Below are 23,827 nucleotides of genomic sequence, written 5' to 3' on the forward strand. Positions count from 1 at the left end.
GGTTGCGATGAATACCTTCCGAACAGGCCCCGTACACTCCCCTTCCCGCTTTGGCGATCCGGCCTCCAGGCACGCGGAGGACGAGACGCCGGTCAATGCGTTGCGGCGGCCGCGGGCACAGAGCGAGGCTTGTTTTGGGCCAGCGGTGGCCGGCAGCAGCGCCGCGGTGGCCCGGCTGCGTTCGCAGATCACACGCATTGCGCCGTACTACCGCACGGCTCTGCTGACAGGCCCGCAGGGAACGGCAAAGGTCGGTATAGCGCGCATGCTGCACGCGTTCAGCCCCTGCGCGGGCGGCGAATTTGTAGCCTGCGAGGCGACGGCCCTGGCGGAAGCGATGCTCCGCGAGGATGGGCGGGCGGTGCTCGAGGCTGTTGGCGGTCCGGCCATTGGAGGGACGCTGTTTCTGGACGATGTGGGCGAGGTTCCCCCGGCGTTGCAGGGGGCTTTGCTGCGGATATGGGCGGCGCGGAGGCGGATTCGTGTGGTCGCCGCGACGCATCGCGATCTTCGGACGATGGGGATCACGGGGCAGTTTCGGCCGGATCTGGCGCAGAGGCTGATGGGGGTGGAGATCGCGGCGCCTCCGCTGCATGCGCGGCCCGAGGATCTGGAGGCGGTGATCCAGGAGGTGCTGCGCGGGGCGGGGTTGACGCTGAGCGACGAAGCCCTGGAACGGATGAAGGCGCATACCTGGCCGGGCGATATCGCGGAGCTGGAGAAGGCGCTTTGGGACGCGGCACGGACTGCGGATGGAGCGCCGGTGATGGAGGCGGCGCATCTGCCGGTTCTGCTGGAGGCAAACGATGGACCCGATCCCGCAGGCAGCATGGAACGCCTGGAGGATGTCGTGCAGCAGCATGTGCTGGGCGTGCTGACGCGCTGTGGGGGCAACAAGCTGCGGGCGGCGGAGGTGCTGGGGATCAGCCGGTCGACGCTCTACCGGATGCTCGAAACGTGTGTGGGGCAGGGGTACGGCCCGGGCTGAGGACGTTACACTTGGGGAGTCGTCTAATGTGTCAGGAGCTCCCTTTGAACCTGTTGAAGAAGTCGTTTTCGAGTGTTGGTTTGTCTGCCGTTCTGCTTGCGTCCGCCGGTACTCCGTTTGCGAGTGCCCAGGCCACCACCGTCGCGGCGCGCACGGCCACGCTGAACAAGATCTTCGACGATTACTGGCAGGACCAGATGAAGCACGCGCCGGAGTGGGCCTCGACGCTCGGTGACAAGCGCTACAACGACCAGCTTTCCGACTACTCGGTGAAGGCAATCAACGCCGGGTATGAGCGGGAGCAGGGTTTCATCGCGCGGCTGGCCGAGGTCGATACGGCCGGATTGCCGGTGCAGGTGAAGCTCTCAGCGGATCTGTTGCTGCGCTCCCTGATCGAAGACCAGGACTCGGCGCGGTTCAAGGAGTGGGAGATGCCGGTGAACCAGTTCAACGGCATCCATACCTCACTGCCGATGCTGGTGGCGCAGCTTCCATTCGATACGGTGAAGGACTACGACGACTACGTCACGCGTCTGAAGAAGTTTCCCGTGGTCTTCTCGCAGGTGATGACGGACATCCAGTTGGGAATCGATGAGGGCCGGGTTCCGCCGAAGTACATCCTGGAAAAAGTGCAGAAGCAGGTGGAGTCCATTGCCATGCAGAAGGCCGAGGCGAGCCCGTTTGCGGGGCCGCTGAAGAAGTTCCCGGCGAGCATCGCAGAGGCGGATCGCAAGCGGATCGCAGCGGATGTGATGGACGCGATCGAGACGTCGGTGCTGCCGACGTACGTGCGCTTCGCGAAGTTTGTCCAGTACACGTATGTTCCGGCGGGCCGGAAAGATCCGGGCGCGTGGGCTCTGCCGGATGGCGACGCCTACTATGCCTTTCGCATCAAGCAGTCGACGACGCTGAACAAGAGCGCGGCGGAGATTCACCAGATAGGGCTGGATGAGGTCAAGCGCGACGAGGCCGAGATGCTGGTGATCGCGAAGAAGCTGGGCTTCAGCGATCTGAAGACGTTTGGTGCGGCGTTGAAGGCGAATCCCAAGCTGCATCCGGCGAGCGGCGATGCCCTGCTGGCGGCGTATCGCGGGTACATCAACGGCATGGCGCCGAAGCTGCCGGAGCTGTTTGGCAGGCTGCCCAAGGCTCCGTTGGAGGTCGTGCGGGTGCCGGAGTATGCGGAGAAGGATCAGGCTGCGGCGTACTGCGAGCAGGGATCGCCCGACGGCAAGCGTCCCGGACGCGTGAATGTGAATCTGTACAACGCTACGGAACGGTCGCTGGCCGGCGTGGAGGCGGTGGCCTACCATGAGGGCATTCCCGGGCACCATCTGCAGATTGCCCTCTCGCAGGAGATGACGGGCGTGCCGGAGTTCCGCAAGCAGAGCTACTACACGGCCTATACCGAGGGCTGGGCGCTCTATAGCGAGCGTCTCGGCAAGGAGATCGGCTTCTACCAGGATCCCTACAGCGACTATGGGCGTCTGGAGGCGGACATCTGGCGGGCGATCCGGCTGGTGGTGGATACGGGCGTTCACTCGCAGCACTGGACGCGCCAGCAGATGATCGACTTCTTCCATGAGCACTCCGCGATCGACGAGACCAACATTCAGGCCGAAACAGACCGCTACATCGCGTGGCCTGGCCAGGCGCTTGGGTACAAGATGGGCCAGATGAAGATCCTCGAGCTGCGCGCCAAGGCCGAGAAGGCGCTGGGGCCGAAGTTCAAGCTGAAGGACTTCCATGACGTGGTGCTTGGCGGCGGTGCGCTGCCGATGGATACGCTGGAGGCCCAGGTAGACGCGTGGGTCGCAAAGGGCGGCGGCCCGCCGGCTGCGAACTAGAGCTCTGTTGTCCTGCCGGAAGTGACCGCCGCCCGCACCGGGTGCCGGTTCGTTCTGATAGCGTTAATCCATGAGCGAGACGATTGAGCAGGCGGCAGTTCCGGCAGCAGCAATGCCGAACGTGAAGGTGGCGGTGCTTGGCGCCGGCAAGATGGGCGGAATTCTGCTGCAGGCGTTCCTGAAGAACAACCTGTTCGGCAAGGACCAGATCAGCGGCACAGTGCAGCACCCGGACCGCGCCCAGGCGCTCTCCGCGCAGTTCGGCGTGGAGATCGGCATCGACAACATCGAGGCGGCGCGCGAGGCGGACGTCATCCTGCTGGGCGTGAAGCCGATCCAGGTACCGGCACTGGTGAACTTGATCCGTCCGGTGCTCAACGAGAAGAAGCTGATTGTGTCGATTGCCGCATCCGTGAAGACGCGCTCCATTGAAGACGCCGCCGGGTGCGACCTGGGCGTCATCCGCGCGATGCCGAATACGCCGGCGATGATCTCTGCGGGCGTAACGGCGCTGTGCGCGGGACGCTTCTGCACGGATGAGCAGATGGCCGTCGCGATGCGGATCTTCCAGACCGTGGGCCGCGCCGTCGTCGTCGATGAAAAGCACATGGACGCGGTGACGGGGCTTTCGGGCTCGGGTCCGGCGTTCCTCTACATCATCATCGAAGCGCTGGCGGAGGCGGGCGTGAACGTCGGCCTGCCGCGCGATGTGGCGACCCTGCTGGCCGCGCAGACGACGCTGGGCTCGGCGCGGATGGTGCTCGAGACGGGCTACCACCCCGCGCTGCTGAAGGACGCCGTGACGACGCCCGCGGGCTGCACGGTCGACGGCATCCTGGAGCTGGAAGAGGGCGGCCTGCGCGTCACGCTGATCAAAGCCGTGAAGCGCGCGACGCAGAGGGCAGCGGAACTGGCGGGCGGATAAACGATGGGAACCGTAACGGTCATATCGGCAAAACGCAGCACACGGGGTGCCGCGCGTCTGGCGTGGATCACGCTGGGATTCTTCATTCTGGTCGTGCTGTGGGGCGCGGTCGTGCGGGCAACGGGCTCCGGCGCAGGATGCGGGGCCAACTGGCCGCTGTGCAACGGCGACTTCTTCCCGCACCATCCGCGGCTCGCCACCGTCATCGAGTTCACGCACCGGTCGACTTCCGGCATTTGCACGATGCTCCTGGTGGCGCTTGGCGTCTACACGTTTCGCGTGACGCCCAAGAAGCACCGGGCGCGGACGGCTGTGCTGTGGTCGGGCTTCTTCCTTGTCACCGAGGCGGCCCTGGGCGCGCTTCTGGTTCTGCGGCATTATGTGGAAGACAACATCTCCGTGGGCCGGGTGATTGCGCAGTCCGTCCACCTCACCAACACGATGCTCTTCATGGGTGCGCTGACGCTGACCGCCTGGTACCTACGAGAGCGCGATCCGATCGAGACCGAAAAAGGTTCGAGCGGGACGGCGATCGCGGCGATTTTCGCCACACTGGTGGTCAGTGCGACGGGCTCGCTGGCCGCGCTGGCGGATACGCTCTTCCCCTCCCCCAGCCTTCGTGCCGGCCTGCTCTCCGACTTCGCGGCCTCTTCGCCGGAGCTGGTGCGGATGCGCTGGGTGCATCCTGCGTCCGCACTGATTGGACTGGCGTGCGTGTTGCTGCTGGTGCGGGGTCTGCCGGCGAGGGCACGCATCGGGCAGATCATGGTCGGGCTGATCGGTCTGCAGGCCGTGCTCGGCATCGTGGATGTGCTGCTGCTCGCACCGATCTGGATGCAGGTGTTGCATCTGCTGGGCGCGGATCTTTACTGGATCGCACTGGTGGTGCTGGCTGCCGCCTGGATCTGGCCGGAGAAGCAGACGACTTCCCTGTAGCTGAGGAGTCGCTTGGAAAGCCGCCTCTCAAAGGCGAGCTGTGGCCCTCGATTCCCAGACATAAAAAGAGCCCGGGCGCGTTGGCGTCCCGGGCTCTTTGATCGCTTCTTCTTAGTGTGTGGCAGGCTTGTCGGCAACCTTGTCGCCCACGTTCTCGGTGGCGTGCCAGGTCTTCTTGGCGCCAACCTTGGTGTCGTGTCCGACTACTTCGGCACCGTCGGCTGTCTTGTGAGCCGCGACCTTCGTGCCGTGCGCGGTCTTGTGGTAGACCTTCTTGGTGCCGTGCGCCGTCTTCTTGGCGACGGTCTTAGTGGCGTGGCCGGTATCGACGGCGGCATCCTTGGTCGCGTGGCCCGCGTCCTTCATATCCTGGCCGGCCTGCGCAAAGGCAGCCGAGGAAGAAAGCCCGAGGGCAAGGGCAGAGCAAAGCAGAAGGCGGCCGACTGAGCGAACGTGCATGGTGTATCTCCTTGTGAAAGCGGTTACTCACCGTTTGATTCCAAAGAGGGCTCGAACGTTGCGTGGTTGGCATGATATCGTTCGGCGGATGGTAAAGACATGGGACAAACAGCATCTTGGCTTTCGTGCGTTAGCCCCTGTATAGTTTTCCGAGCCAAGATAAACGTTTTCTCGCAGCATCAATCGTTTTAGATTGAGGTCTGGGGCTCTTTCCCAGAAGCGAAACCTGCCGCCATACCTGCGGCGCATGCCCGGAAGAAGAACGAGGACCGAATCGAGTGATGGACCCCGCACTGTTGCATCCCATGCTTTCCCTGCCGGGCGCGCTTATGCTGACGACACAGCTAACGCACCTGGCCCCGGTCGATATCGCGATTCTGCTGCTGTACTTCGCGATGGTCATCTTTATCGGCTTCTACGTGAAAGGCTCGACCAACACGAGCGAAGAGTTCTTCCTGGCCGGACGCGAGATGTCGGCATGGATCGCCGGACTCAGCTTCGTCTCGGCCAATCTGGGGTCGCTCGAACTGATGGGATGGGCCGGCGCGGCTTACCAGTACGGCATTCTGGCCGCGCACTGGTACTGGATCGGCGCGATTCCAGCGATGCTCTTCCTCGGCATCGTGATGATGCCCTTCTACTACATCTCGAAGACACACTCGGTCCCCGGATACCTGCAACTGCGCTTCGGCGAGGGTGCCCGCGCGGTCTCGGCCGTCTCGTTCGCGTTCATGACGGTGCTGATGTCGGGCGTCAACATGTACTCGATGGCCCTGGTGATGAAGGTCGTCCTCGGCTGGGACATCAACTTCTCCATCTGGGTCGGTGCCATCACGGTCGCGATCTACGTGATGCTCGGCGGCCTGCGCTCGGCGATCATCAATGAAGTGCTGCAGTTCGTGCTCATCTGGGCGGGTGCCGCGCTCATCCCGATCCTCGGACTCATCGAGGCGGGCGGATGGGCCAACCTGAAGGTGCAGATGATCGCCCGCGTCGGCGACCCCAGCTACATGCACATGTGGTCGACGCTCGGCAGCTTCAGCGGCAATCCCATGGGCGTGCACTGGACCGGCATCGTCTTCGGCCTCGGCTTCGTCATCAGCTTCGGCTACTGGACGACGGACTTCCTCGTCGTGCAGCGTGTGCTCTCGGCCAACAACCTGCGCGCGGCGCAGTTTGCTCCCATCATCGGCGCGGCTTTCAAGATGTTCGTGCCCTTCTTCGTCATCGTCCCGGGCCTGCTGGCGCTGGTACTGTTGAAGGACGGCAGCGGCCACATCATGCAGCTCTATCCCGATGGCTCGGATATGGTCATCAACCACGGCGCGCACAGCTTCAACGAGGTGCTTCCGCTGATGATGGTGCGGTACCTCGGACCGGGCCTCCTCGGCCTCGGCATCACAGCTCTGATTGCGGGCTTTATGTCAGGCATGGCGGGCAACGTCAGCGCCTTCTCCACCGTCTGGACCTACGACCTGTATGGCGCGTACATCAACAAGAAGGCTTCGGATTCGCACTACGTCTCGATGGGCCGCTGGTGCACGATCATCGGCATGCTGATCTCCATCGGCACCGCATACCTCGTCATGGGTGCGGCCTCGATCATGGACTATGTGCAGGAGCTGTTCAGTTTCTTCATTGCGCCGCTCTTCGGGACCGTCATCCTCGGGATGCTCTGGAAGCGCGCCACCAAGGCCGGCGGCTTCTGGGGGCTGTTATGTGGAACAGCATCCTCCGTGGGCATGTGGCTGATGGTGCTGCATGACAAGACCAACATCCGCTTCATGATCCTGCAGCCGCATGCGAGCGCCGATACGATCGACCGCGTGCAGGCGATGGCCGCAAACCTGTACCGTGCGCTCTGGTCGTGGGTCGTCTGCGTCATCGTCACCATCGTCGTCAGCTACCTGACCAAGCCCATCCCGGAAGAGAAGCTGGTCGGCCTGGTCTACGGCTCGACGATCATCCCCGACGACGGCTCGACGAAGATCTACCAGAAGCCGATCTTCTGGGCCATCGTGGTCGCCACCGTCCTCTTCATTCTCAACCTCTGGCTCTGGTAAGGAGACCTCATGTCGCATCCTGAAGTAGATCCAAGCACCGAGCAGTCTCTCTCCATCTGGTTCTTCGTCGGCGTCCTCATGCTCAGTTGCGGCGTCATTATCTTCGGCCAGGGCATCTACGAGTTCTCCCATCCAACGGTCGCGACGGTCGCAGGAGACCTGCCTGCCAACGTTCTGGCAAAGTATCATGGGGCGTTCTGGTGGGGGCTGGGGATGACGCTGTTCGGTGGCTTCTACACCGTGATGTTTCGGCCCGGCAAGGGCTAAACAGCCTTTTCTAAAACCACGAACGAGCGATGCGCACCCTTCCAGGAGGTGCGCATCGCTCGTTGTGGCAGGCTACTTTTGGGCGAGTCCGGCGCAACTCAAAGTGAGACCGGATTGAGAGACCAGCGCCGCAAGACGTCTTCATGAAATCTAGCGTTGCAGTGCCCGCCAGCGCTTCACCAACTCCTTCGCAGCGCCGGGCCAGTCTTCGAAACGGAACTCGAAGCCACTCTGCATCAGCTTTCCTGGCACAACGCGGCGGCTCTTCAGCACCAGCTCCGACTCAGTCTGCATGAACCGCGTTCCGATCTCGATAAGAAATGCGGGCGCGGGAAGCCCTATCCGCACCCCACACGTCTCACGCAACACACGCATAAAATCGCGATTGTGTATCGGGCTGGGCGCGGCCAGATTCACTGGCCCCTCGAGTTCCGGGTGGCCGACGATCCACTCCACCGCGGCGATGAAGTCGACCTCGTGAATCCACGAGACCCACTGCTTCCCGCTGCCCTGCGTGCCTCCAAGACCGTGGCGGACGAGGCCGAGCAACACATCGAAGACGCCGCCTTGGTCGGGCGATAAGGTGAGAGCGCTCCGCAACGCCACCTTCCGTGTGCGCGGCGTGGGGATCTCGTCGAAGGCCTGCTCCCATGCTTTGGCGACGGAGATGGAGAAGTTCCAGGTATCCGGCGCTCCAGGTTCACCGCCTCCCAGCACGCCCGTGAATTCATCGTTCGGCTGCTGGGTGTCGAGCGTATGACGATAGATCGTTGCCGTACTGGCATTCATCCAGAGGGCGGGAGGCCTGTCGAGTCCGGCGATGACCTGGCCCAGAACGCGCGTCGCATCCACCCGCGAAGCGACGATCTCGCGACGATTCGCCTGGTTGTAGCGGCAGTTGACGAAGCGTCCGGTCAGGTTGATGCAAAGGTCCGAGCCCTCGAGCGCCGTGACCCAGTCTCCGGTGGTCCGCCCATCCCACGACAGCGTCTTCCATGGCGACGGATGCGCCGAACGGCTCAGCACGGTGACACGATGCCCTCGCGCGTGAAAATGCCGGGCGAGCATCTGACCCACCTGTCCGCTACCGCCGGGAAGAACGATACGCATGAGAAAAGTCTACCGCTACGAGACCAGATGTCCCATCTGTTCCTGCTTCGTCCGCAGGTAGTCGGCATTGGTCGGCGCCGGGGGCACCGTCGCGGAAAGCCGCTCCACGACGCGAATCCCAGCAAGCTCAAGCGCTTCGACCTTCTCGGGATTGTTCGTGATCAACCGCACCGCAGTCAGCCCCATCGACTTCAGAATCTCGGCCGGCAGCTCAAAGTGGCGGCAATCGGCGGCATAGCCCAGTTCGAGATTGGCCTCGATGGTGTTGCGGCCGTGGTCCTGCAGCTCATAGGCGCGGAGCTTCGCCATCAGGCCGATTCCCCGCCCTTCCTGCTGCTCATAGAGCAGGATGCCCGTGCCCTCGGACGAGATGCGGTCGAGCGCCTGGTGCAGTTGCTGCTGGCAGTCGCACCGCAGCGAATGGAACACATCGCCGGTCAGGCACTGCGAGTGGATGCGAATGATGGGCGGAGCCGCGTGGATATCGCCCATCACCAGCGCCACGGCGGATTCAATCCGGACGGCGGGTGCGGGGATCGCGTCGTTGCAGGGGAGGGGGTTGGCGATGACGCCTTCGTAGCCCTGGATGCGGAAGTGACCCCAGGCTGTCGGGAAGTCCGCGTCGGCTATCTTCGTGATGGTTTCGAACGACATTCTGCTTATTATAGATTCCCCCGGGGCCGGTTGGATTCAACCTGCCCCGGGACGTTTGTCATTCCTTCGTTACCGGACACTACTTCTTCTTCGCCGGAGGGGCAGGCGGGGGAGGAATCGTGATGTCCAGGTTCGTTACCGGACCAAGCGCCGATGGCGGTCCCCCCATCTCCTGTGCGTTGCCAACGATCACAATCGCCAGCTTCGACGCGTCGATGTACTTGTTCGCCACGCGCGTCACATCCTCCGCCGTCACCTTCTCGATGCCCGTCTTGTACTTCTCGAGAAAGTCAGCCGGATAGCCGTAGAGCGCGAGCGTTAACTGCTCGGCCAGCGTCTTGTCCTTGGAGTCGTAGTGGAAGATGAACGAGTTCAGCACGTCGTCCTTGGCGTTTTTCAGCTCGGTCGCCGTGGGCGGCACGCTCTTCAGCTTGCCGATCTCGTCGATCATCGCCCTGGTCGCCGCGACCGTCGACGCGCTCTTCGTGGCGGCCTGCACCTCGAACAGACCGTCGTGATCGTACGACGCGCCGTAGCTTCCACCCACCGAATACGCCAGGCCAAGCTTGGTCCGCACGGTCTGGAAGACACGCGAGCCGAAGCCGCCCGAGAAGATCTCATTCATCACGCTCAGCGCGTAATAGTCCGGATTGCTGCGCTCCGTGCCGAGGCCGACGAGGATCACGTTCGACTGATCCACATCCGATTTGTCGACGAAATAGACGCCCGGATGCGGCGGCGGAAACAGGTTCGGCACAGCCGGAAGCGCCTCACCGCGGGGCAGCGTCGAAAAGACACTCCGCAGCTTGGCCTCCATCGCCGCGGAGTCGAAGTCGCCTTCGAGCGCGACGATCATGCCGCCGGCCGCCAGCGTGCGGTCGTGCCACGCTGAGAGATCCGCCACCGTAACCGCCTCCACCGTGGCAAACTCCGCCTGGCGTCCGTAGGGGCCCTGCTTGCCGTAGGCGAGTTGCACGGCCGCGCGGCTGGCAATGCCTGCGGCATCATCGTTGCGGCGGGCAATGCCGGCCTCAAGCTGACGCTTGGCCAGCGCGAGCTTGTCGGCCTTGAACGCGGGATGGAGCAGCAGGTCGAAGGCAGACGCCGAAACGGTATCGTAGTCCTCCTTGAGCGAAGACCAGCGCAGCGAAGTGGTCGCGAGACCGCCTCCCGTCTCGATGGTCGCCGCCTTCATCGCGAGCCGCTCGTCCAGCACATCGCCCGCCACGGCAGCGGTGCCACTGGTGCGCCAGGTCTGCCCATACAGCGAGACGAGCCCCACCTTATCGGCAGGTTCGTCGCGACTTCCACCCTTGATCAGGATGGTGCCGTCGATGAACGGAAGCTCGTGATCCTCCTGCAAAAAGATCGTCAGACCATTGTCCAGCACGATCTTCTTCGGCTGCTCCGGCTTGAAGTCATGCAGCGGAGGAATCGGAATCTTCTTCCACGGCTGGACGGCAGCGGTTGCCGGAACGGGCCTGGGAGCGGGAACCTGGGCTCCTGCGACTGCGGCAAGGGCAAAAAGAGTGGTGAAGAGAATTTGGTTTTTCATCGTTACTGTCCGGCTCCGTTCTTCGCTGCTGGAGCGGCTTTGGGCACGATCGACTCGATGCGCGCCGTGGTGCGGTTGCTCTCGACGAAAACCTGGTTCGCCACGCGGCGGATATCCGCCTTGGTCACGGCGTCGTCCTTGGCCTGCTCACGGAACATCGCGCGCCAGTCGCCGAACTTGGTCTGGTAGTCGGCAAGCTGCTGCGCAAGACCGGCGTTGTCCGCCAGACCGCGCAGACGATCAGCCTTAGTGCGCGTCTTGAACTTCGCGAGCTCGTCGTCCGTCACATCCTCGGTCTTCAGGCGCTCGATCTCCTTGTGGATCGCGGCCGCCACCTCATCCGTCGTATGTCCCGGAAGCGGCACGGCGTAGAACGCGAAGAGCCCCGGAAACTTGTCGCCGGGGAAGCCCGAGAAGCCCTGCGCTGTGGCGGCAATGCGCTGGTCGCGGACAAGCGTGCGGTACAGACGCGCCGTACGGCCATTCGAGAAGATGTCCGTGATCGCATCGTAGACGGCATCATCGGGATCCCGGTAGTCCGGGCGGTGATAGCCCTCAAGGTAGAAGGGCTGCGCCTGATCGTGGATGATGACGTTCTTCTCCGCCATCTGCTGCGGCTCAATCGTCGTCATCGGCTCGGGCTTCGGTCCAGCGGGAATCTTGCCGAAGTACTTCACCAGGATCGGCATCGCGGTCGACGCCTTCACATCGCCCACCACCGCAATCACGATATTCGCGGGCACATAGTACTTCTTGTGGAAGGCAGCGGCCTCGGTCGCGGTCACCTGGCTGATTTCGCTCTCCCAGCCCACGCCCGAGCGCCCATAGGGGTGCGCTACGTACGCGGTCGCCAGAAACTGCTCGACCATTCGGCCAACGGGAGAGGAGTCGATACGCATGCGGCGTTCCTCCTGCACCACGTCGCGCTCCTTGTAGAACTCACGCTCCACCGGGTCGCCAATCCGGCTCGCCTCCATATAGGCCCACAGCTCCAGCCGGTTCGAAGGCATGCTCCAGAAGTACTGCGTCGAATCCTCGCCGGTCGAGGCATTCAGCCCCTCCGCGCCGTTCTGCTCCGCGATCTGCGGAAAGGCGTTGGGAATCACATACTTCTGCGCGGCATCGGTCGCGGCGTCGAAGGTCTTCTTCAGCTCGGCCAGCTTCTTCGGATCCTGTCCGACGCGCTTGCGCTTCTCGGCGTCGTAGGCGGCGTAGGCAATCTCCACCTTGGCCAGCGCGACCTTCTCTGCCGGATAGTTCGTCGTGCCAATCTCGCTGGTGCCCTTGAAGGCCATATGCTCGAACATGTGAGCCAGCCCGCTGGCACCCTGCGGATCGTCAGCGGAGCCTGCGTCCACCATCGTGAAGTAGCTGAAAACGGGAGCCTCGGGACGTTCGCAGATCAGGATCGTCAGACCATTGGGCAAAACCTTGACCGTGGTGCGCTTTTCAAAACTGGCCAGATCCTGAGCATGGGCAACCACCGGCGTTCCTGCCAGACCGAACACCAGTGCGCCAGCCAGAGCCAGAGTTGGGGGGAGAGAGCGGTACGTCTTGAACAAAGGGAAAACCTCCGGATGAGACCTCATAACCATAACGGATTTAAAAAGAGAACGTGAGCGACGTTCTTTTTCATGCAAGCTTCACTTGACGAAATGAATGACCATTCAGTACAGTCGAGCCGTCCGGTAAAACGGGCTTCAGGAGAGCGCAGCAGCCATGTCGAACCCAGGCACCACATCGCAAAGAGACATCCGTAAGGTCGCCGTTCTCGGCGCCGGAACCATGGGCTCGCGCATCGCCGCCCACATCGCGAACGCCGGCGTGCCGGTCGTGCTGCTCGACATCGTCCCGCCCGGCACCGCAGCCGATGCCTCCAAACCCGAGCGCAACAAGATCGTGCTCGGTGCGCTCGACGGGCTGAAGAAGTCCAAACCCGCCGCTTTTTACACGCCAGACTCGGCCCGCCTCATTACCCTCGGCAACTTCGACGACGACATGGCCCTCATCGCCGACTGCGACTGGATCATCGAAGTCGTCGCCGAAAACCTCGCCATCAAGCGCGGCCTGCTCGAAAAGGTCCAGGTCCACCGCAAGCCCGGTTCCATCATCACCTCTAACACCTCCGGCCTCCCCATCGCCGACATCGTCGCCGGCTTCCCCGACGACCTGCGCCACCACTGGTTCGGCACCCACTTCTTCAATCCCCCGCGCTACATGCGCCTGCTCGAGATCATCCCCACCGCCGAGTCCAGCCCAGAAGACATCGCCGCCGTCTCACTCTTCTCAGAGAAACGTCTCGGCAAGGCCATCGTCCTCTCGCACGATACGCCCAACTTCATCGCCAACCGCATCGGCACCTTCTCCATGGGCAACGCCATCCGCCTCATGATGGCCCAGAACCTCACCATCGAAGAGGTCGACGCCCTCACCGGATCGCCCCTCGGCTGGCCCAAGACCGGCACCTTCCGCCTCGGCGATCTCGTCGGCGTCGACGTCCTCGCCCACGTAGCCTCCAACTTCGCCAAGCAGGCCGCCTCCATCGGCGACGAGCGGCAGGATGTAGGACTCGCCGACTTCATCGGCAAGATGATCGAAAACAAGTGGCTCGGCGACAAGGCGAAGCAGGGTTTCTATAAGAAGGAGGGCAAAGATAAGGATGGCCGCGACCTCCGCCTCGTCCTCGACTGGCAGACCCTCGACTACAAGCCCTCCATGCGCCCCAAGTTCCCCGCCCTTGAAATGGCGAAGAACGTAGAGCGCACCGAGGCCCGCATCCCCCAGCTCCTCCACGCCGACACCACATCCGACAAGGCAGCCGCCTTCTACTGGCCCCTCCTCACCGAGCTCTTCACCTACGCCGCCAACCGCGTCGCCGATACCGGCAAGGAGCCCGCCGGCTCCATCGTCGAGATCGACCAGGCCATGAAGACCGGCTTCAACTGGGAGCTTGGCCCCTTCGAGATGTTCGACGCCGCAGGCGTCCGCGCCACCACCGACAAGATGCGCGCAGCCGGACAGCCCATCGCCGCCAACGTCGAAAAACTCCTCGCCTCCTCGGAAAACCCCACCTGGTACAAGGACGACCCCACCGTACCCTCAGGGCGCGTCTTCTTCGACCCCTTCACCGCCACCTACAAGCCCGTCCCGGTCGCGGAAGGCGTCTCCTCCCTCGCCACGGTCAAGAAGAGCCACGGTATAGCCAAGAAGAATGCCGGAGCCAGCCTCATCGATCTCGGCGACGGCGTAGCCGCTATCGAGCTCCACTCCAAGATGAACGCCCTCGGCGGCGACATCGTCACATTCATCACCCAGAACCTCAAGCCCACCTCGGAGGCAGTCCAGAACTTCTCCTCCTTCGTCATCACCGGCGACTCCACCAACTTCTCCGTCGGTGCCAACCTCATGCAGTTGTTGCTCTCCGTGCAAGAGGAAGAGTGGGACGAGGTCGAGATGGCCGTGAAGCAGTTCCAGAACATGACCCAGGCCATCAAGTTCTGCCCTCGCCCGGTCGTCGTCGCCCCCTACGGCATGTGCCTCGGCGGAGGCGTCGAAATCTCCCTCCACGCCGCAGCCCGCCAGCCCCACGCCGAACTCTATATGGGTCTCGTCGAAACCGGCGTCGGCCTCATCCCCGGCGGAGGCGGATGCAAGGAGATGACCATCAAGAGCATCGAAGCCGGGTCCAGCATCCGCCCCGACGCCCGTGGCGAGGGCGTAGAAATCTTCGAAGCCCTCAAGAAAAACTTCGAAACAATAGCCATGGCCAAGGTCTCCACCTCCGCCGCCGAAGCTCGCACTCTAGGCTTCCTCAAACCCTCCGACAACATCACCATGAACCGCGAGCGCCTCCTCACCGACGCCAAGACCCGCGCCTCCGCGATCGCCGCCGCAGGCTACACCGCGCCCGTAGCCCAAACAACGATCCCCGCCCCCGGCGAAAACGCCCTCGCCACCCTCAAGCTGGCCGTATGGACCATGCGCGAGGGCCAGTTCATCTCCGACCACGACGCCAAGATCGCCAACTGGGTCGCCCACACGCTCTGCGGAGGCAAGGTCACCCCCGGCACCCCGGTCACCGAGCAATACCTCCTCGACCTCGAACGCGAAGCCTTCCTCTCCCTCTGCGGCGAGAAGAAGACCCAGGAGCGCATCGCCTTCACCCTCAAAACCGGTAAGCCCCTACGTAACTAGGAGACCGAAACGGCCATGTTCAAAAGGCGATGGAAGTACTTCGGAAAGCTCGAGTCAGATGACGGTGCTGAGTTAACCATTCGACATCGGTCTGTCACCTATACCGACAAAAGAGGCTCCTTTCAATTCGCCTACGAGGATGGATACATCTTTCCAAATGTATTCCAGGCTGCGGGTAACCCGATCAAACTCACTGAAGACGAAGAGAAGTCCATGCTGGAGCGGGTCATCGATGGCCTCCGAACCGATGGCGTCCAGGTCGATTTACATCCCGGCAAGCAAGGTGTGAATCCATAACCGCACTCCGATTTTGAGGTACCAATGAACGAAGTCATCATCGCATCCGCAGTCCGCACCGCCATCGGCAAGGCCCCGCGCGGCACCCTCCGCACCACGCGCCCGGACGACCTCGCCGCCTTCGCCATCCAGGGCGCGCTCGCCCGCATCCCCCAGCTCGATAAAGCCGAGATCGAAGACGTCATCCTGGGCTGTGCCATGCCCGAGGCCGAACAAGGCATGAACGTCGCCAAGATCGCCGCCTTCCGCGCCGGGCTTCCCATCACCACCTCCGCGATGACCGTCAACCGCTACTGCGCCTCCGGTCTCCAGACCATCGCGCTCGCGGCCGACCGCATCAAGGGTGGCGGCGGAGACGTCATCCTCGCAGGCGGCACCGAGAGCATGTCCTTCGTCCCCTTCGGCGGCAACAAGATCTCCGTCAACCCCTGGCTCGTCGAGAACTACCCCGGCTCCTACATGTCCATGGGCCTCACCGCCGAACGCGTCGCAGCTCACTACGGCATCACCCGCGAAGCCATGGACCAGTTCTCCTACGAGTCCCACCAAAAATCACTAGCCGCCCAGGCCGAAGGCCGTTTCGACGACGAGATCGTCCCGATCGAAGTCGTCTCCGCCACACCGTCCTACGATGCGAAGGGCAAGAAGTCCAAGACCAAACCGACCACAACCACCTTCTCGAAGGACGAAGGCCCCCGCGCCGACACCTCCCTCGAAGCCCTTGCCCGCCTCAAGCCCGTCTTCCACGCCAAGGGCACCGTCACCGCCGGCAACTCCTCCCAAACGAGCGACGGAGCCGCCGCCGCCATCGTCATGTCCCGCAAGCGCGCCGACGAGCTCGGCATCAAGCCCCTGGCCCGCTTCGTAGCCTTCGCTTACGCCGGCTGCGACCCCGAGGAGATGGGCATCGGCCCCATCTACGCCATCCCCAAGGTCCTCAAGATGGCTGGCCTCACCCTCGACGACATCGGCGTCATCGAACTGAACGAAGCCTTCGCCGCCCAGTCGCTGGCCATCATCAAGGTCCTCGGCATCGATCCCGCCCGCCTGAACCCAAACGGCGGAGCCATCGCCCTCGGCCACCCGCTAGGCTGCACCGGAGCCAAACTCACCGCAACCCTCCTCCGCGACATGCCCCGCCGCAAAGCGAAGTACGGCATGGTCACGATGTGCGTCGGCGGAGGCATGGGCGCCGCTGGAATCTTCGAGGCGATCGATTAGGCACGTCTGATGCGACCCATGGCCAAACTGACCCATCTCGACATTCTGCATTGGCCCTGGACGGCAGTTACGTTCGTCGGCTCTTTGTTTTTGTCGTGGTATTTGCTTATGGTGGCGGTCATAACGGGTTTCCGCAGCGTCCAGCTAAACTGGCTCGCCGGCCTTTCGTTTACCGCGAGCCTTCTGCTTCTGTTCGGCACGGCATGTTTTCGGTGGAAGAGTGCTGCCGCTCGCATTTGCCTCCTTGCAGGCTCGGCCTATTTCCCTCTGTTATTGGTCTTTTTTTCACCCCCGCCGGACACTCTGTCTGCTTCGCGGATGATTTTTCTAACGGATGTTATTGAAATGGCGATGGCCAGTTACCAACTTTTCTTTCAAGATCGAACACCAAAGCTTGGGCCGCCGGATTTCCTCGAACCGCGATCTGGTCGTCGCGGAGGTGAGTAAGCACGATGAACTTCTTCAGCATGGAGGGCTACATCGCGTACGGACTCTCGACCATCGCGGCAGGGCTCAGCGGATGCATTCCGCTTGTGCTCTACGCGGCCTTGGAGGCGAACTCCGCACCGTCGCCGTCCACGACGTACGTCTTCTACTTCGCCACCGCTGTGCTGGTGCTCTGCTACGCCGTGCCGCTCGTTCTGCTTGCCTCGAGGGCGGACTTCCCATCGCTGATGGCTACGATCGGCGCCAGCGCGACCTCCATCTTCTGTCTCTACGCGGTAGCCGAGAGCCTGCGTCACTGGCTCAAGGCACCGCAGCCGCCGGCCTTTCGTTCTCCAAATACAAACAACTCCGTACCCCGAGGTAACACCATGGCCACGACCACCGCGCCCCTCTCCGACACCAAAAAGCTCATCTCTGGCGGAGCATTCCTCATCACCGACGCCTCCCCCGCCGATTGCGTCTTTCCCGAGGACTTTACCGAGGAACAGAAGCAGATCGCGGAGATGACGGCGAACTTCGCCACCAATGAGGTCGTTCCGCAGTCCGACGCGATTGAAGCGAAGGACTTCAGCATCACACGCCGCCTGTTGAAGGAGGCCGCTGAGCTTGGCCTCACCTCCATCGACATTCCGGAGGAGTACGGCGGTCTGGGGCTGGACAAGATGTCCTCGGCCATCGTCGCCGAGAACATCTCGCGACAGGGCTCGTTCTCGGTCGCCTTCTCCGCGCACACCGGCATCGGCACGCTGCCGCTGGTCTGGTACGGCACGCCGGAGCAGAAGGCCAAATACCTGCCGCGCATCGCGTCGGGCGAGCTGGTCTGCGCGTACGCGCTGTCCGAGGCGACCAGCGGATCGGATGCGGTCAATGCCCGCGCCCGCGCCGTGCTCTCCGAAGACGGCAGCACCTATACCCTGAACGGCGAGAAGATGTGGATCTCGAACGGAGGCTTCGCCGACCTCTACACCGTCTTCGCCAAGTGCGCCGTCCCCGGAGAGGACAAGGAAAAGCTCACCGCCTTCCTCATCGAGCGCGGAACTGCCGGTTTCACGAACGGAAAAGAAGAGCACAAACTCGGCATCCAGGGCTCGTCCACCACGCCGCTCATCCTGTCCGACTGCGTCATTCCCGCCGGCAACCTCCTCGGCGAAGTCGGCAAGGGCCACCATATCGCCTTCAACATCCTTAACGTTGGCCGCTACAAGCTCGGCAACGCAGCCGTCGGCGGAGCGCACCGCTCGCTCGACACCGCCATCAAGTACGCCCTCGACCGCAAGGCCTTCGGCAAGTCCATCTCCGAGTTTGGCCTCATCCAGGAGAAGCTCGCGAACCAGGCCGTTGGCATCTTCGCCGGGGAAGCCGTCTGCTACCGCACCGTAGGCCTCATCGACCAGGCGCTTGCGGGCGTGGACAAGAACGACACCAAGGCCATCCAGAAGCAGATCGAAAACTACGCCGTCGAGTGCTCCATCGTGAAGGTGTGGGCCTCCGAGATGCTCGACATGGTCGTCGACGAGACCCTCCAGATCTTCGCCGGCTACGGCTACGTGGAAGATTACCCAGCCGCCCGCGCCTACCGCGACGCCCGCATCAACCGCATCTTCGAGGGCACCAACGAGATCAACCGCCTCATCATCACCGGCTGGCTCATGAAGTCGGCCATGTCCGGCAAACTCGCCCTCATGCCCGCGATCAAAAACCTCATGGACGAGGTCATGGCCGGCCCCATCGAGAAGGAGGAGCGCGAAGGGCCTCTGGCCGAGGAGTTCGACATCCTGGCCCAGGCCAAGAAGACCGCGCTCTTCGCCGCCGGCGTCGCTACCCAGAAGTACATGCAGAAGATCGCCGACGAGCAGGAGGTGATGGGCGCCATCGCCGACATGATCATCGAGGTCTACGCCATGGAGTCCACCCTGCTCCGCGCCGAGAAGTTCGCCGGCAAAAATGACATCGCCGTCGCCATGGCCAGGCTCTACACCGCCAAGGCCATGGACGTGGTCGAGCTCTCCGCCCGCAAGGTCATCGCCGCCGCGGCCGAGGGCGACATGCTCAAAACCCAGACCGCCATCCTCCGCCGCCTCGCCAAGCACGACTTCATCGACACCATCGCGCTGCGCCGCCAGGTAGCCAAGCACATGATCGACGCCGGACGGTACACGCTCTAAACCTGCCCTGCCCGGACGGCCACCCCTGCGTACCGGGGCCAATGGTCAATACCCCGAAAGCACCAGCTTGATGGCACGAACAGTGCCTATCACGCTGGTGCTTTGCTGTTGCCTTTCGGAACCTCATCTGTAAACATCAAGGGCGTCCCTATGGCAAATCCGTCCGGCCTTTCCTGCACCCCCGTTGTCGATCGAAGCGAATCGTTTGCCCGTTTTTCCGCAGTCTCCGGCAAGCCGCTCTGGCGTGCCCTTGTCTCCTCCGCACTGGCGCTCGTCGCTACCCTCGCACCGTCCGTCCTGCACGCCCAGCGGGTAACCCTCTCAACCAGCGTGACGCCTCTCGCCAGCGCTGCGAGCGACCAGGCCGTCGTCCCCGACTCCGCGCCGGTCACCCTGACGGTCCGCCTCGCACCTGGGGCCGCCCGCCTCGCCGCCCTCAAACAGCGCCTCGCCGATCAGCTCAATCCAGCCTCCGCGGAATACCACCATTGGCTCACGCCGCAGCAGTTTGCCGCCAGCTTCGGAGCCACAGACGAGCAGGTCGCCGCCGCCACCCAGTGGCTGAACACGCAGGCTCTCTCCGTCTCGGCCGTGTCGGCCGCACATACCACCCTCACCGTCACAGGCCCCGCAGCCCGCGTGGAGTCCGCTTTCGCAGTCTCCCTGCACCAGCTCCAGATCGGCGGAATCGCCTACTACGCCAACGTCTCCCAGCCTTCGCTGCCGGACGATGCCGCCGCGCTGATCGCGGGCGTATCCGGCCTGGACAACCTGCCTCCTGCGCTGACTCTCACCGGCAGCACCGCAACCGACGTCCCGGGCGCGCTGGCAGCGGCGCTCGACGCCAACACGACCCCGATCCTCACGCTCGCCAGCACCGCCTGCGATGCGGATGTGGCCCAGGCCGACCTCGACACCTACACCGCGCTCTTCCAGCAGGCGAACGCCCAGGGCATCACTGTGCTCGCCGCCAGCGCCTGCCCCACCGGCCTCGGTGCCTTCCCCGCCTCGCTCGGCGAGGTGACGGCCATCGCCCTGCCCTCGGCGACCGCCGCCGCCAATCCCGTTCTGGTTGAAGCCCGCCCACCATGGCAGGCCGCTCCGGGACTTCCCGCGGACCAGCTCCGTCACGAGCCCGACCTAACCTCGACCAGCGTCTCCGCCTTTTCCCAGGCTCTCTCCACCATCGCGCTCAGCGCCGGCGGCCGCCTCGGCAACGTGAACGCTACCCTGTACGACCTCGCCCCGATCGCCGGCCTCTACACCCAGACCGACGGCGCCACCGATACCTGGGAGCCCGCCACCGGCCTCGGCCTCGTGGACCTCGATAAGCTCATCCAGGTGTACCCACGCGGAACGGGCAGCAGCTTCACCGGCATCGCCGCCTCGAACTATGCGCCCGTCTACGGCAGCAGCGTCACCTTCACCGGAACCGTCACCTCAGGCACCGGCGGTGCAATCCCAACCGGCACCGTCACCTTCACGACCAGCACAGGCACCACTCTGGGCAGCGGTGCGCTCAACGCAAGCGGCGTGGCGACCTACTCCAACAGCACGCTGCCCACCGGAACCACGACGGTCACGGCCAACTACTCCGGCGATACCACCTACGCCACTTCCAAAAGCCCAACCGCCGCGGTCTTCGTCACGCAGTATCCGCTGGTCCTGACCGCGACCGTCAGCACCGGAACCACGGTCGGCAGCACCTACACCGTCACCGTCAACACCACCACCGGGAACGGAGGGAGCGTCGAGACCATCGGCACCCCGACTGGCACAGTCACGGTCACCCTCTCCGGCACCACCACCAGCTACACCGGCGCGTGGCAGGCGACCGGCCCCAGCACCGCCAGCGCGACGATCAGCATCCCGGCCTCGATCGTCGGCACCTCCAGCCTGCTCATCAGTTGCGCGGGCGACGCCACCTTCTATTGCCCGAATCCCATCACGACCACCGTCACCGTCGGCAAGGCAACGCCCGTCCTGACGTTCTCCTACACGCCCAATCCAGCCGTCTCCGGCGCGGCCATCGCCTTCACGGCATCGCTTCCAGCCGTCGGTACGGCAGCCGTTCCCACCGGCAACGTTCGCTTCTTCGATAACGGCACCCTCATCAACGCTGGCACGCTCGCATCCGGTACGGTCCAGGCCACCGGCACCGACATCACCGCCGCGACCCACACCATCACCGCCACCTACGACGGCGACGCCAACTACGTCACCGTCACGAAGATCGCGACCGGCTCCGGAGTCACCTCCACCGCCGTCACCCCCAGCGCGACCAAGAACACCGGTCAGGCCTTCAGCTTCACCGCCACCATCACACCCGCCGCGCTCATCAGCAGCACCCTTCCCACCGGCTCGGTCATCTTCTACGACGGCACGACGGCGCTCGGCACCGGCACCATCACCGGCACCGCCGCATCGATCAACGTGGCCTCTCTCTCCACCACCGTCGCCCACACCATCACCGCCGTCTACTCCGGCGACGGCCTCTACGCTCCCAGCACCTCGCCCGCCGTCACGATCGCCGCATCCACCCTCATCTCCACCACCACAACGGTCGTCCCCAGTTCGACCAAGAACACCGGCCAGTCCTTCAGCTTCACCGCCACCATCACGCCCGGCACCGTCGGCACCTCCGCCCCCACGGGCTCGGTCCAGTTCTTCGACGGCACCACCGCGCTCGGGACTGCCATCGTCACCTCCAACATCGCGACCCTCACGGTCGGCTCGCTCTCGAGCACCGTAGCCCACACCATCACCGGCACCTACTCCGGCGATACCAACTACGCCACCAGCACCTCCTCCGCCGTCACCGTCAACGCCGCCGCAGGCAATACCGCCAGCGTCACCACCATCACGGCCAGCCCCGCGACGGTCACGACTCCCGGAACGACCGTCACCTACACCGCGACCGTAGCCGCAGCCACGGCCAGCACCACCGTCCCCACCGGCACCGTCGCCGTCACCCTGGGCAGCACGGCGCTCTGCACCATCACACTGACCGCCGGAACCGGCTCCTGCGCGCCCATCGCTACGCTCGCGTCCGGCTCGAACGTCATCACCGCCTCCTACTCGGGCGACACCACCTACGCCACCAGCACCGGCTCCACCACCGTCACCGTCAGCAGCACCGCCGTCGTCGGTACGCTCACCGCGACCGTCACCCCCGCCACCGGAGCCTACAACACCACCGCAGCGGTCACCGCTACCGTCGCCGTAGCCACCGGCTCGACGATTCCCACCGGAGCCACCGTCTCGGCCAGCTACTCCGGCCTCACCGGGGTCTACACCGGCGTGGTCTCCGCCGGAACGGCGACCATCACCCTCCCCGTACCGCCGCCCGCGACCTACAACATCCTCGTCAGTTGCGTCACCACGACCGCCTTCTCCTGCTCCAATACCGTCAACCTCCCCTTCGTCGCCACCCAGAGCGCCAGCACCACAAGCCTGAGCATCAGCCCGGTCACCGTACTCGGCGGACAGAGCTTCACCCTCACTGCCACCGTCGCGCCTTCGCCCGGCACAACGACCCTCACCACCGCACTGCCCACCGGCACCGTCACCTTCTACAACAACGGCGCGGCCATCGGCAGTGCGAACGTCAACAGCTCTGGCGTCGCCATCCGCACCACCTCCCTCGCCGCCGGCGCCACCGGCGTCTACACCGCCACCTACAACGGCGACAAGAACTACCTCACCAGCACCACCGCCTCGTCCACCAATATCACCGCCACCAAGATCACTCCGAGCATCGTCTTCTTCTCGAACGGAAGCCCCACCCTCCAGGGCCTGAACGTCATCTTCACCATCCAGGTGACCAACAGCCAGGCCCAGGCCGGCACCGTTCCCACGCCCTCCGGCACCGTCACCCTCTACGACACCGCGACCGGCATCCCGCTCTTCATCGGTACCGCCACACTCGGCTCGAACGGCGTCGCCACCGGCATCGGCACCTTCACGACCACAGGCCTCTTCGCCGGCCCACACACCGTCTACGCGGTCTACGGCGGCGACGGCAACTACCTGCCCATCACCTCCTCCACCATCACCGTCGACGTCTCCGACTTCCAGCTCTCGTTCTCCCCGCAGACCCTCTCGGTCTCCCGCGGCGGATCCGTCACCACCACCATCGCCGCCACGCCCATCGACCAGTTCAACGGCACCATCACCATGTCCTGCGCGCCCCCGGGAGACATCCTCACCACCTGCACCATCGCCCCGGCGACCCTCTCCGGCGGTGGCTCAGCCATCCTCACCATCACCACCACGGCAGCCGGTAAATCCATCGGCGGAGTCCAGGCCGCGCTGCGCCTCACCGGAGGGACCATGCTCAGCATGCTCTTCTTCTTTGCGATCCCCCGCGGTCGCCGCCGCAAGCTGCGCTCGGCAGTCCTCGTCGCTCTGGCCGTATTCTCCCTGGGCATCGCGTCCAACATCGGCTGCGGCAACTCCATCTCCACCACCGGCACCACGACCACCAGCGGGGGCACCCCGCTCGGCACAGCGGTCTTTACCGTGACCGCTCAGGGCCAGGAGACGATCGGAACCAACCGGCACAGCTACCCGCTCCAGGTCACGGTTACCCAGTAGTCCCATTTTGGTTGCGGGCGTCTGCCCTCCCCGCCGGCACCGCAACCTTTCCTGAAAAAACCCGTCCTTAGCTATATCGCATCGCCGTGAGAGGTGGACGTTC

General features: G+C 63.9%; 17 protein-coding genes. 12 read left to right on the forward strand and 5 right to left on the reverse strand.

Translation table 11 applies throughout. The features are described 5' to 3' along the window. Positions 1-7: 7 nt before the first annotated feature. The 4 genes from BM400_RS17150 to BM400_RS17165 all read left to right on the forward strand — a co-directional run bounded on the left by BM400_RS17150 (position 8) and on the right by BM400_RS17165 (position 4,696). On the forward strand, positions 8-988 hold the full coding sequence (locus BM400_RS17150; protein WP_089841041.1) for a sigma-54-dependent transcriptional regulator: 981 nt from the start codon (positions 8-10) through the stop codon (positions 986-988). A gap of 44 nt (positions 989-1,032) precedes the next feature. Further along, complete coding sequence (locus BM400_RS17155) at positions 1,033-2,835, forward strand: DUF885 domain-containing protein (protein ID WP_245781935.1); 1,803 nt, start codon at positions 1,033-1,035, stop codon at positions 2,833-2,835. A gap of 70 nt (positions 2,836-2,905) precedes the next feature. Continuing rightward, complete coding sequence (gene proC / locus BM400_RS17160; RefSeq protein WP_089841047.1) at positions 2,906-3,760, forward strand: pyrroline-5-carboxylate reductase; 855 nt, start codon at positions 2,906-2,908, stop codon at positions 3,758-3,760. 3 nt (positions 3,761-3,763) lie between these two features. Then, positions 3,764-4,696: a COX15/CtaA family protein gene (locus tag BM400_RS17165; protein WP_089841049.1), complete on the forward strand. Its 933-nt coding sequence runs from the start codon at positions 3,764-3,766 to the stop codon at positions 4,694-4,696. Positions 4,697-4,807: 111 nt separating this feature from the next. On the opposite strand, the gene BM400_RS17170 is transcribed toward BM400_RS17165, so the two are convergent. After that, on the reverse strand, positions 4,808-5,155 hold the full coding sequence (locus tag BM400_RS17170) for a hypothetical protein (RefSeq protein WP_089841051.1): 348 nt from the start codon (positions 5,153-5,155) through the stop codon (positions 4,808-4,810). 281 nt (positions 5,156-5,436) lie between these two features. On the opposite strand from BM400_RS17170, the gene BM400_RS17175 reads away from it, so the two are divergent. Then, the gene (locus tag BM400_RS17175) at positions 5,437-7,218 is read left to right on the forward strand and encodes a sodium:solute symporter family protein (RefSeq protein ID WP_425432395.1); all 1,782 of its coding nucleotides are present in this window, start codon (positions 5,437-5,439) and stop codon (positions 7,216-7,218) included. Between the two features lie 9 nt (positions 7,219-7,227). After that, the gene (locus tag BM400_RS17180) at positions 7,228-7,485 is read left to right on the forward strand and encodes a hypothetical protein (RefSeq protein WP_089841054.1); all 258 of its coding nucleotides are present in this window, start codon (positions 7,228-7,230) and stop codon (positions 7,483-7,485) included. 150 nt (positions 7,486-7,635) lie between these two features. On the opposite strand, the gene BM400_RS17185 is transcribed toward BM400_RS17180, so the two are convergent. The 4 genes from BM400_RS17185 to BM400_RS17200 all read right to left on the reverse strand — a co-directional run bounded on the left by BM400_RS17185 (position 7,636) and on the right by BM400_RS17200 (position 12,366). Beyond that, positions 7,636-8,595, reverse strand: coding sequence for a TIGR01777 family oxidoreductase (locus BM400_RS17185; protein ID WP_089841057.1), 960 nt, complete (start codon positions 8,593-8,595; stop codon positions 7,636-7,638). 15 nt (positions 8,596-8,610) lie between these two features. Further along, positions 8,611-9,249: a GTP cyclohydrolase II gene (gene ribA, locus BM400_RS17190; protein ID WP_089841059.1), complete on the reverse strand. Its 639-nt coding sequence runs from the start codon at positions 9,247-9,249 to the stop codon at positions 8,611-8,613. 79 nt (positions 9,250-9,328) lie between these two features. After that, a complete protein-coding gene (locus BM400_RS17195) occupies positions 9,329-10,804 on the reverse strand; it encodes a M16 family metallopeptidase (RefSeq protein ID WP_089841062.1) in 1,476 nt (491 codons plus the stop codon). Positions 10,805-10,806: 2 nt separating this feature from the next. Then, positions 10,807-12,366 (reverse strand): M16 family metallopeptidase, encoded by a 1,560-nt coding sequence (locus BM400_RS17200; protein ID WP_245781936.1) that lies wholly within the window; start codon positions 12,364-12,366, stop codon positions 10,807-10,809. Between the two features lie 157 nt (positions 12,367-12,523). Between BM400_RS17200 and BM400_RS17205 the strand changes: the two genes are divergently transcribed. From BM400_RS17205 to BM400_RS17230, 6 genes are all read left to right on the forward strand, one after another. After that, positions 12,524-14,998 (forward strand): 3-hydroxyacyl-CoA dehydrogenase/enoyl-CoA hydratase family protein, encoded by a 2,475-nt coding sequence (locus BM400_RS17205; protein WP_089841065.1) that lies wholly within the window; start codon positions 12,524-12,526, stop codon positions 14,996-14,998. A gap of 15 nt (positions 14,999-15,013) precedes the next feature. Continuing rightward, complete coding sequence (locus BM400_RS17210) at positions 15,014-15,295, forward strand: hypothetical protein (RefSeq protein ID WP_089841067.1); 282 nt, start codon at positions 15,014-15,016, stop codon at positions 15,293-15,295. A 24-nt stretch (positions 15,296-15,319) separates the two neighbouring features. Further along, positions 15,320-16,516, forward strand: coding sequence for an acetyl-CoA C-acyltransferase (locus tag BM400_RS17215; protein ID WP_089841070.1), 1,197 nt, complete (start codon positions 15,320-15,322; stop codon positions 16,514-16,516). Between the two features lie 18 nt (positions 16,517-16,534). Next, positions 16,535-16,963, forward strand: coding sequence for a hypothetical protein (locus tag BM400_RS17220; protein WP_089841073.1), 429 nt, complete (start codon positions 16,535-16,537; stop codon positions 16,961-16,963). 5 nt (positions 16,964-16,968) lie between these two features. Next, complete coding sequence (locus BM400_RS17225; protein ID WP_245781937.1) at positions 16,969-19,128, forward strand: acyl-CoA dehydrogenase family protein; 2,160 nt, start codon at positions 16,969-16,971, stop codon at positions 19,126-19,128. 150 nt (positions 19,129-19,278) lie between these two features. After that, a complete protein-coding gene (locus BM400_RS17230; protein ID WP_089841075.1) occupies positions 19,279-23,724 on the forward strand; it encodes an Ig-like domain repeat protein in 4,446 nt (1,481 codons plus the stop codon). Positions 23,725-23,827: the final 103 nt, after the last annotated feature.

Source organism: Granulicella pectinivorans, assembly GCF_900114625.1.
Lineage (GTDB): Bacteria > Acidobacteriota > Terriglobia > Terriglobales > Acidobacteriaceae > Edaphobacter > Edaphobacter pectinivorans.

Excerpts from the sequence above, each read along its gene's own strand:
- BM400_RS17150 (WP_089841041.1), top strand. The coding sequence starts at position 8 with ATGAATACCTTCCGAACAGGCCCCGTACACTCCCCTTCCCGCTTTGGC.
- proC (WP_089841047.1), top strand. The coding sequence starts at position 2,906 with ATGAGCGAGACGATTGAGCAGGCGGCAGTTCCGGCAGCAGCAATGCCG.
- BM400_RS17165 (WP_089841049.1), top strand. The coding sequence starts at position 3,764 with ATGGGAACCGTAACGGTCATATCGGCAAAACGCAGCACACGGGGTGCC.
- BM400_RS17170 (WP_089841051.1), bottom strand. The coding sequence starts at position 5,155 with ATGCACGTTCGCTCAGTCGGCCGCCTTCTGCTTTGCTCTGCCCTTGCC.
- BM400_RS17175 (WP_425432395.1), top strand. The coding sequence starts at position 5,437 with ATGGACCCCGCACTGTTGCATCCCATGCTTTCCCTGCCGGGCGCGCTT.
- BM400_RS17180 (WP_089841054.1), top strand. The coding sequence starts at position 7,228 with ATGTCGCATCCTGAAGTAGATCCAAGCACCGAGCAGTCTCTCTCCATC.
- BM400_RS17185 (WP_089841057.1), bottom strand. The coding sequence starts at position 8,595 with ATGCGTATCGTTCTTCCCGGCGGTAGCGGACAGGTGGGTCAGATGCTC.
- ribA (WP_089841059.1), bottom strand. The coding sequence starts at position 9,249 with ATGTCGTTCGAAACCATCACGAAGATAGCCGACGCGGACTTCCCGACA.
- BM400_RS17195 (WP_089841062.1), bottom strand. The coding sequence starts at position 10,804 with ATGAAAAACCAAATTCTCTTCACCACTCTTTTTGCCCTTGCCGCAGTC.
- BM400_RS17205 (WP_089841065.1), top strand. The coding sequence starts at position 12,524 with ATGTCGAACCCAGGCACCACATCGCAAAGAGACATCCGTAAGGTCGCC.
- BM400_RS17210 (WP_089841067.1), top strand. The coding sequence starts at position 15,014 with ATGTTCAAAAGGCGATGGAAGTACTTCGGAAAGCTCGAGTCAGATGAC.
- BM400_RS17215 (WP_089841070.1), top strand. The coding sequence starts at position 15,320 with ATGAACGAAGTCATCATCGCATCCGCAGTCCGCACCGCCATCGGCAAG.
- BM400_RS17220 (WP_089841073.1), top strand. The coding sequence starts at position 16,535 with ATGGCCAAACTGACCCATCTCGACATTCTGCATTGGCCCTGGACGGCA.
- BM400_RS17225 (WP_245781937.1), top strand. The coding sequence starts at position 16,969 with ATGAACTTCTTCAGCATGGAGGGCTACATCGCGTACGGACTCTCGACC.
- BM400_RS17230 (WP_089841075.1), top strand. The coding sequence starts at position 19,279 with ATGGCAAATCCGTCCGGCCTTTCCTGCACCCCCGTTGTCGATCGAAGC.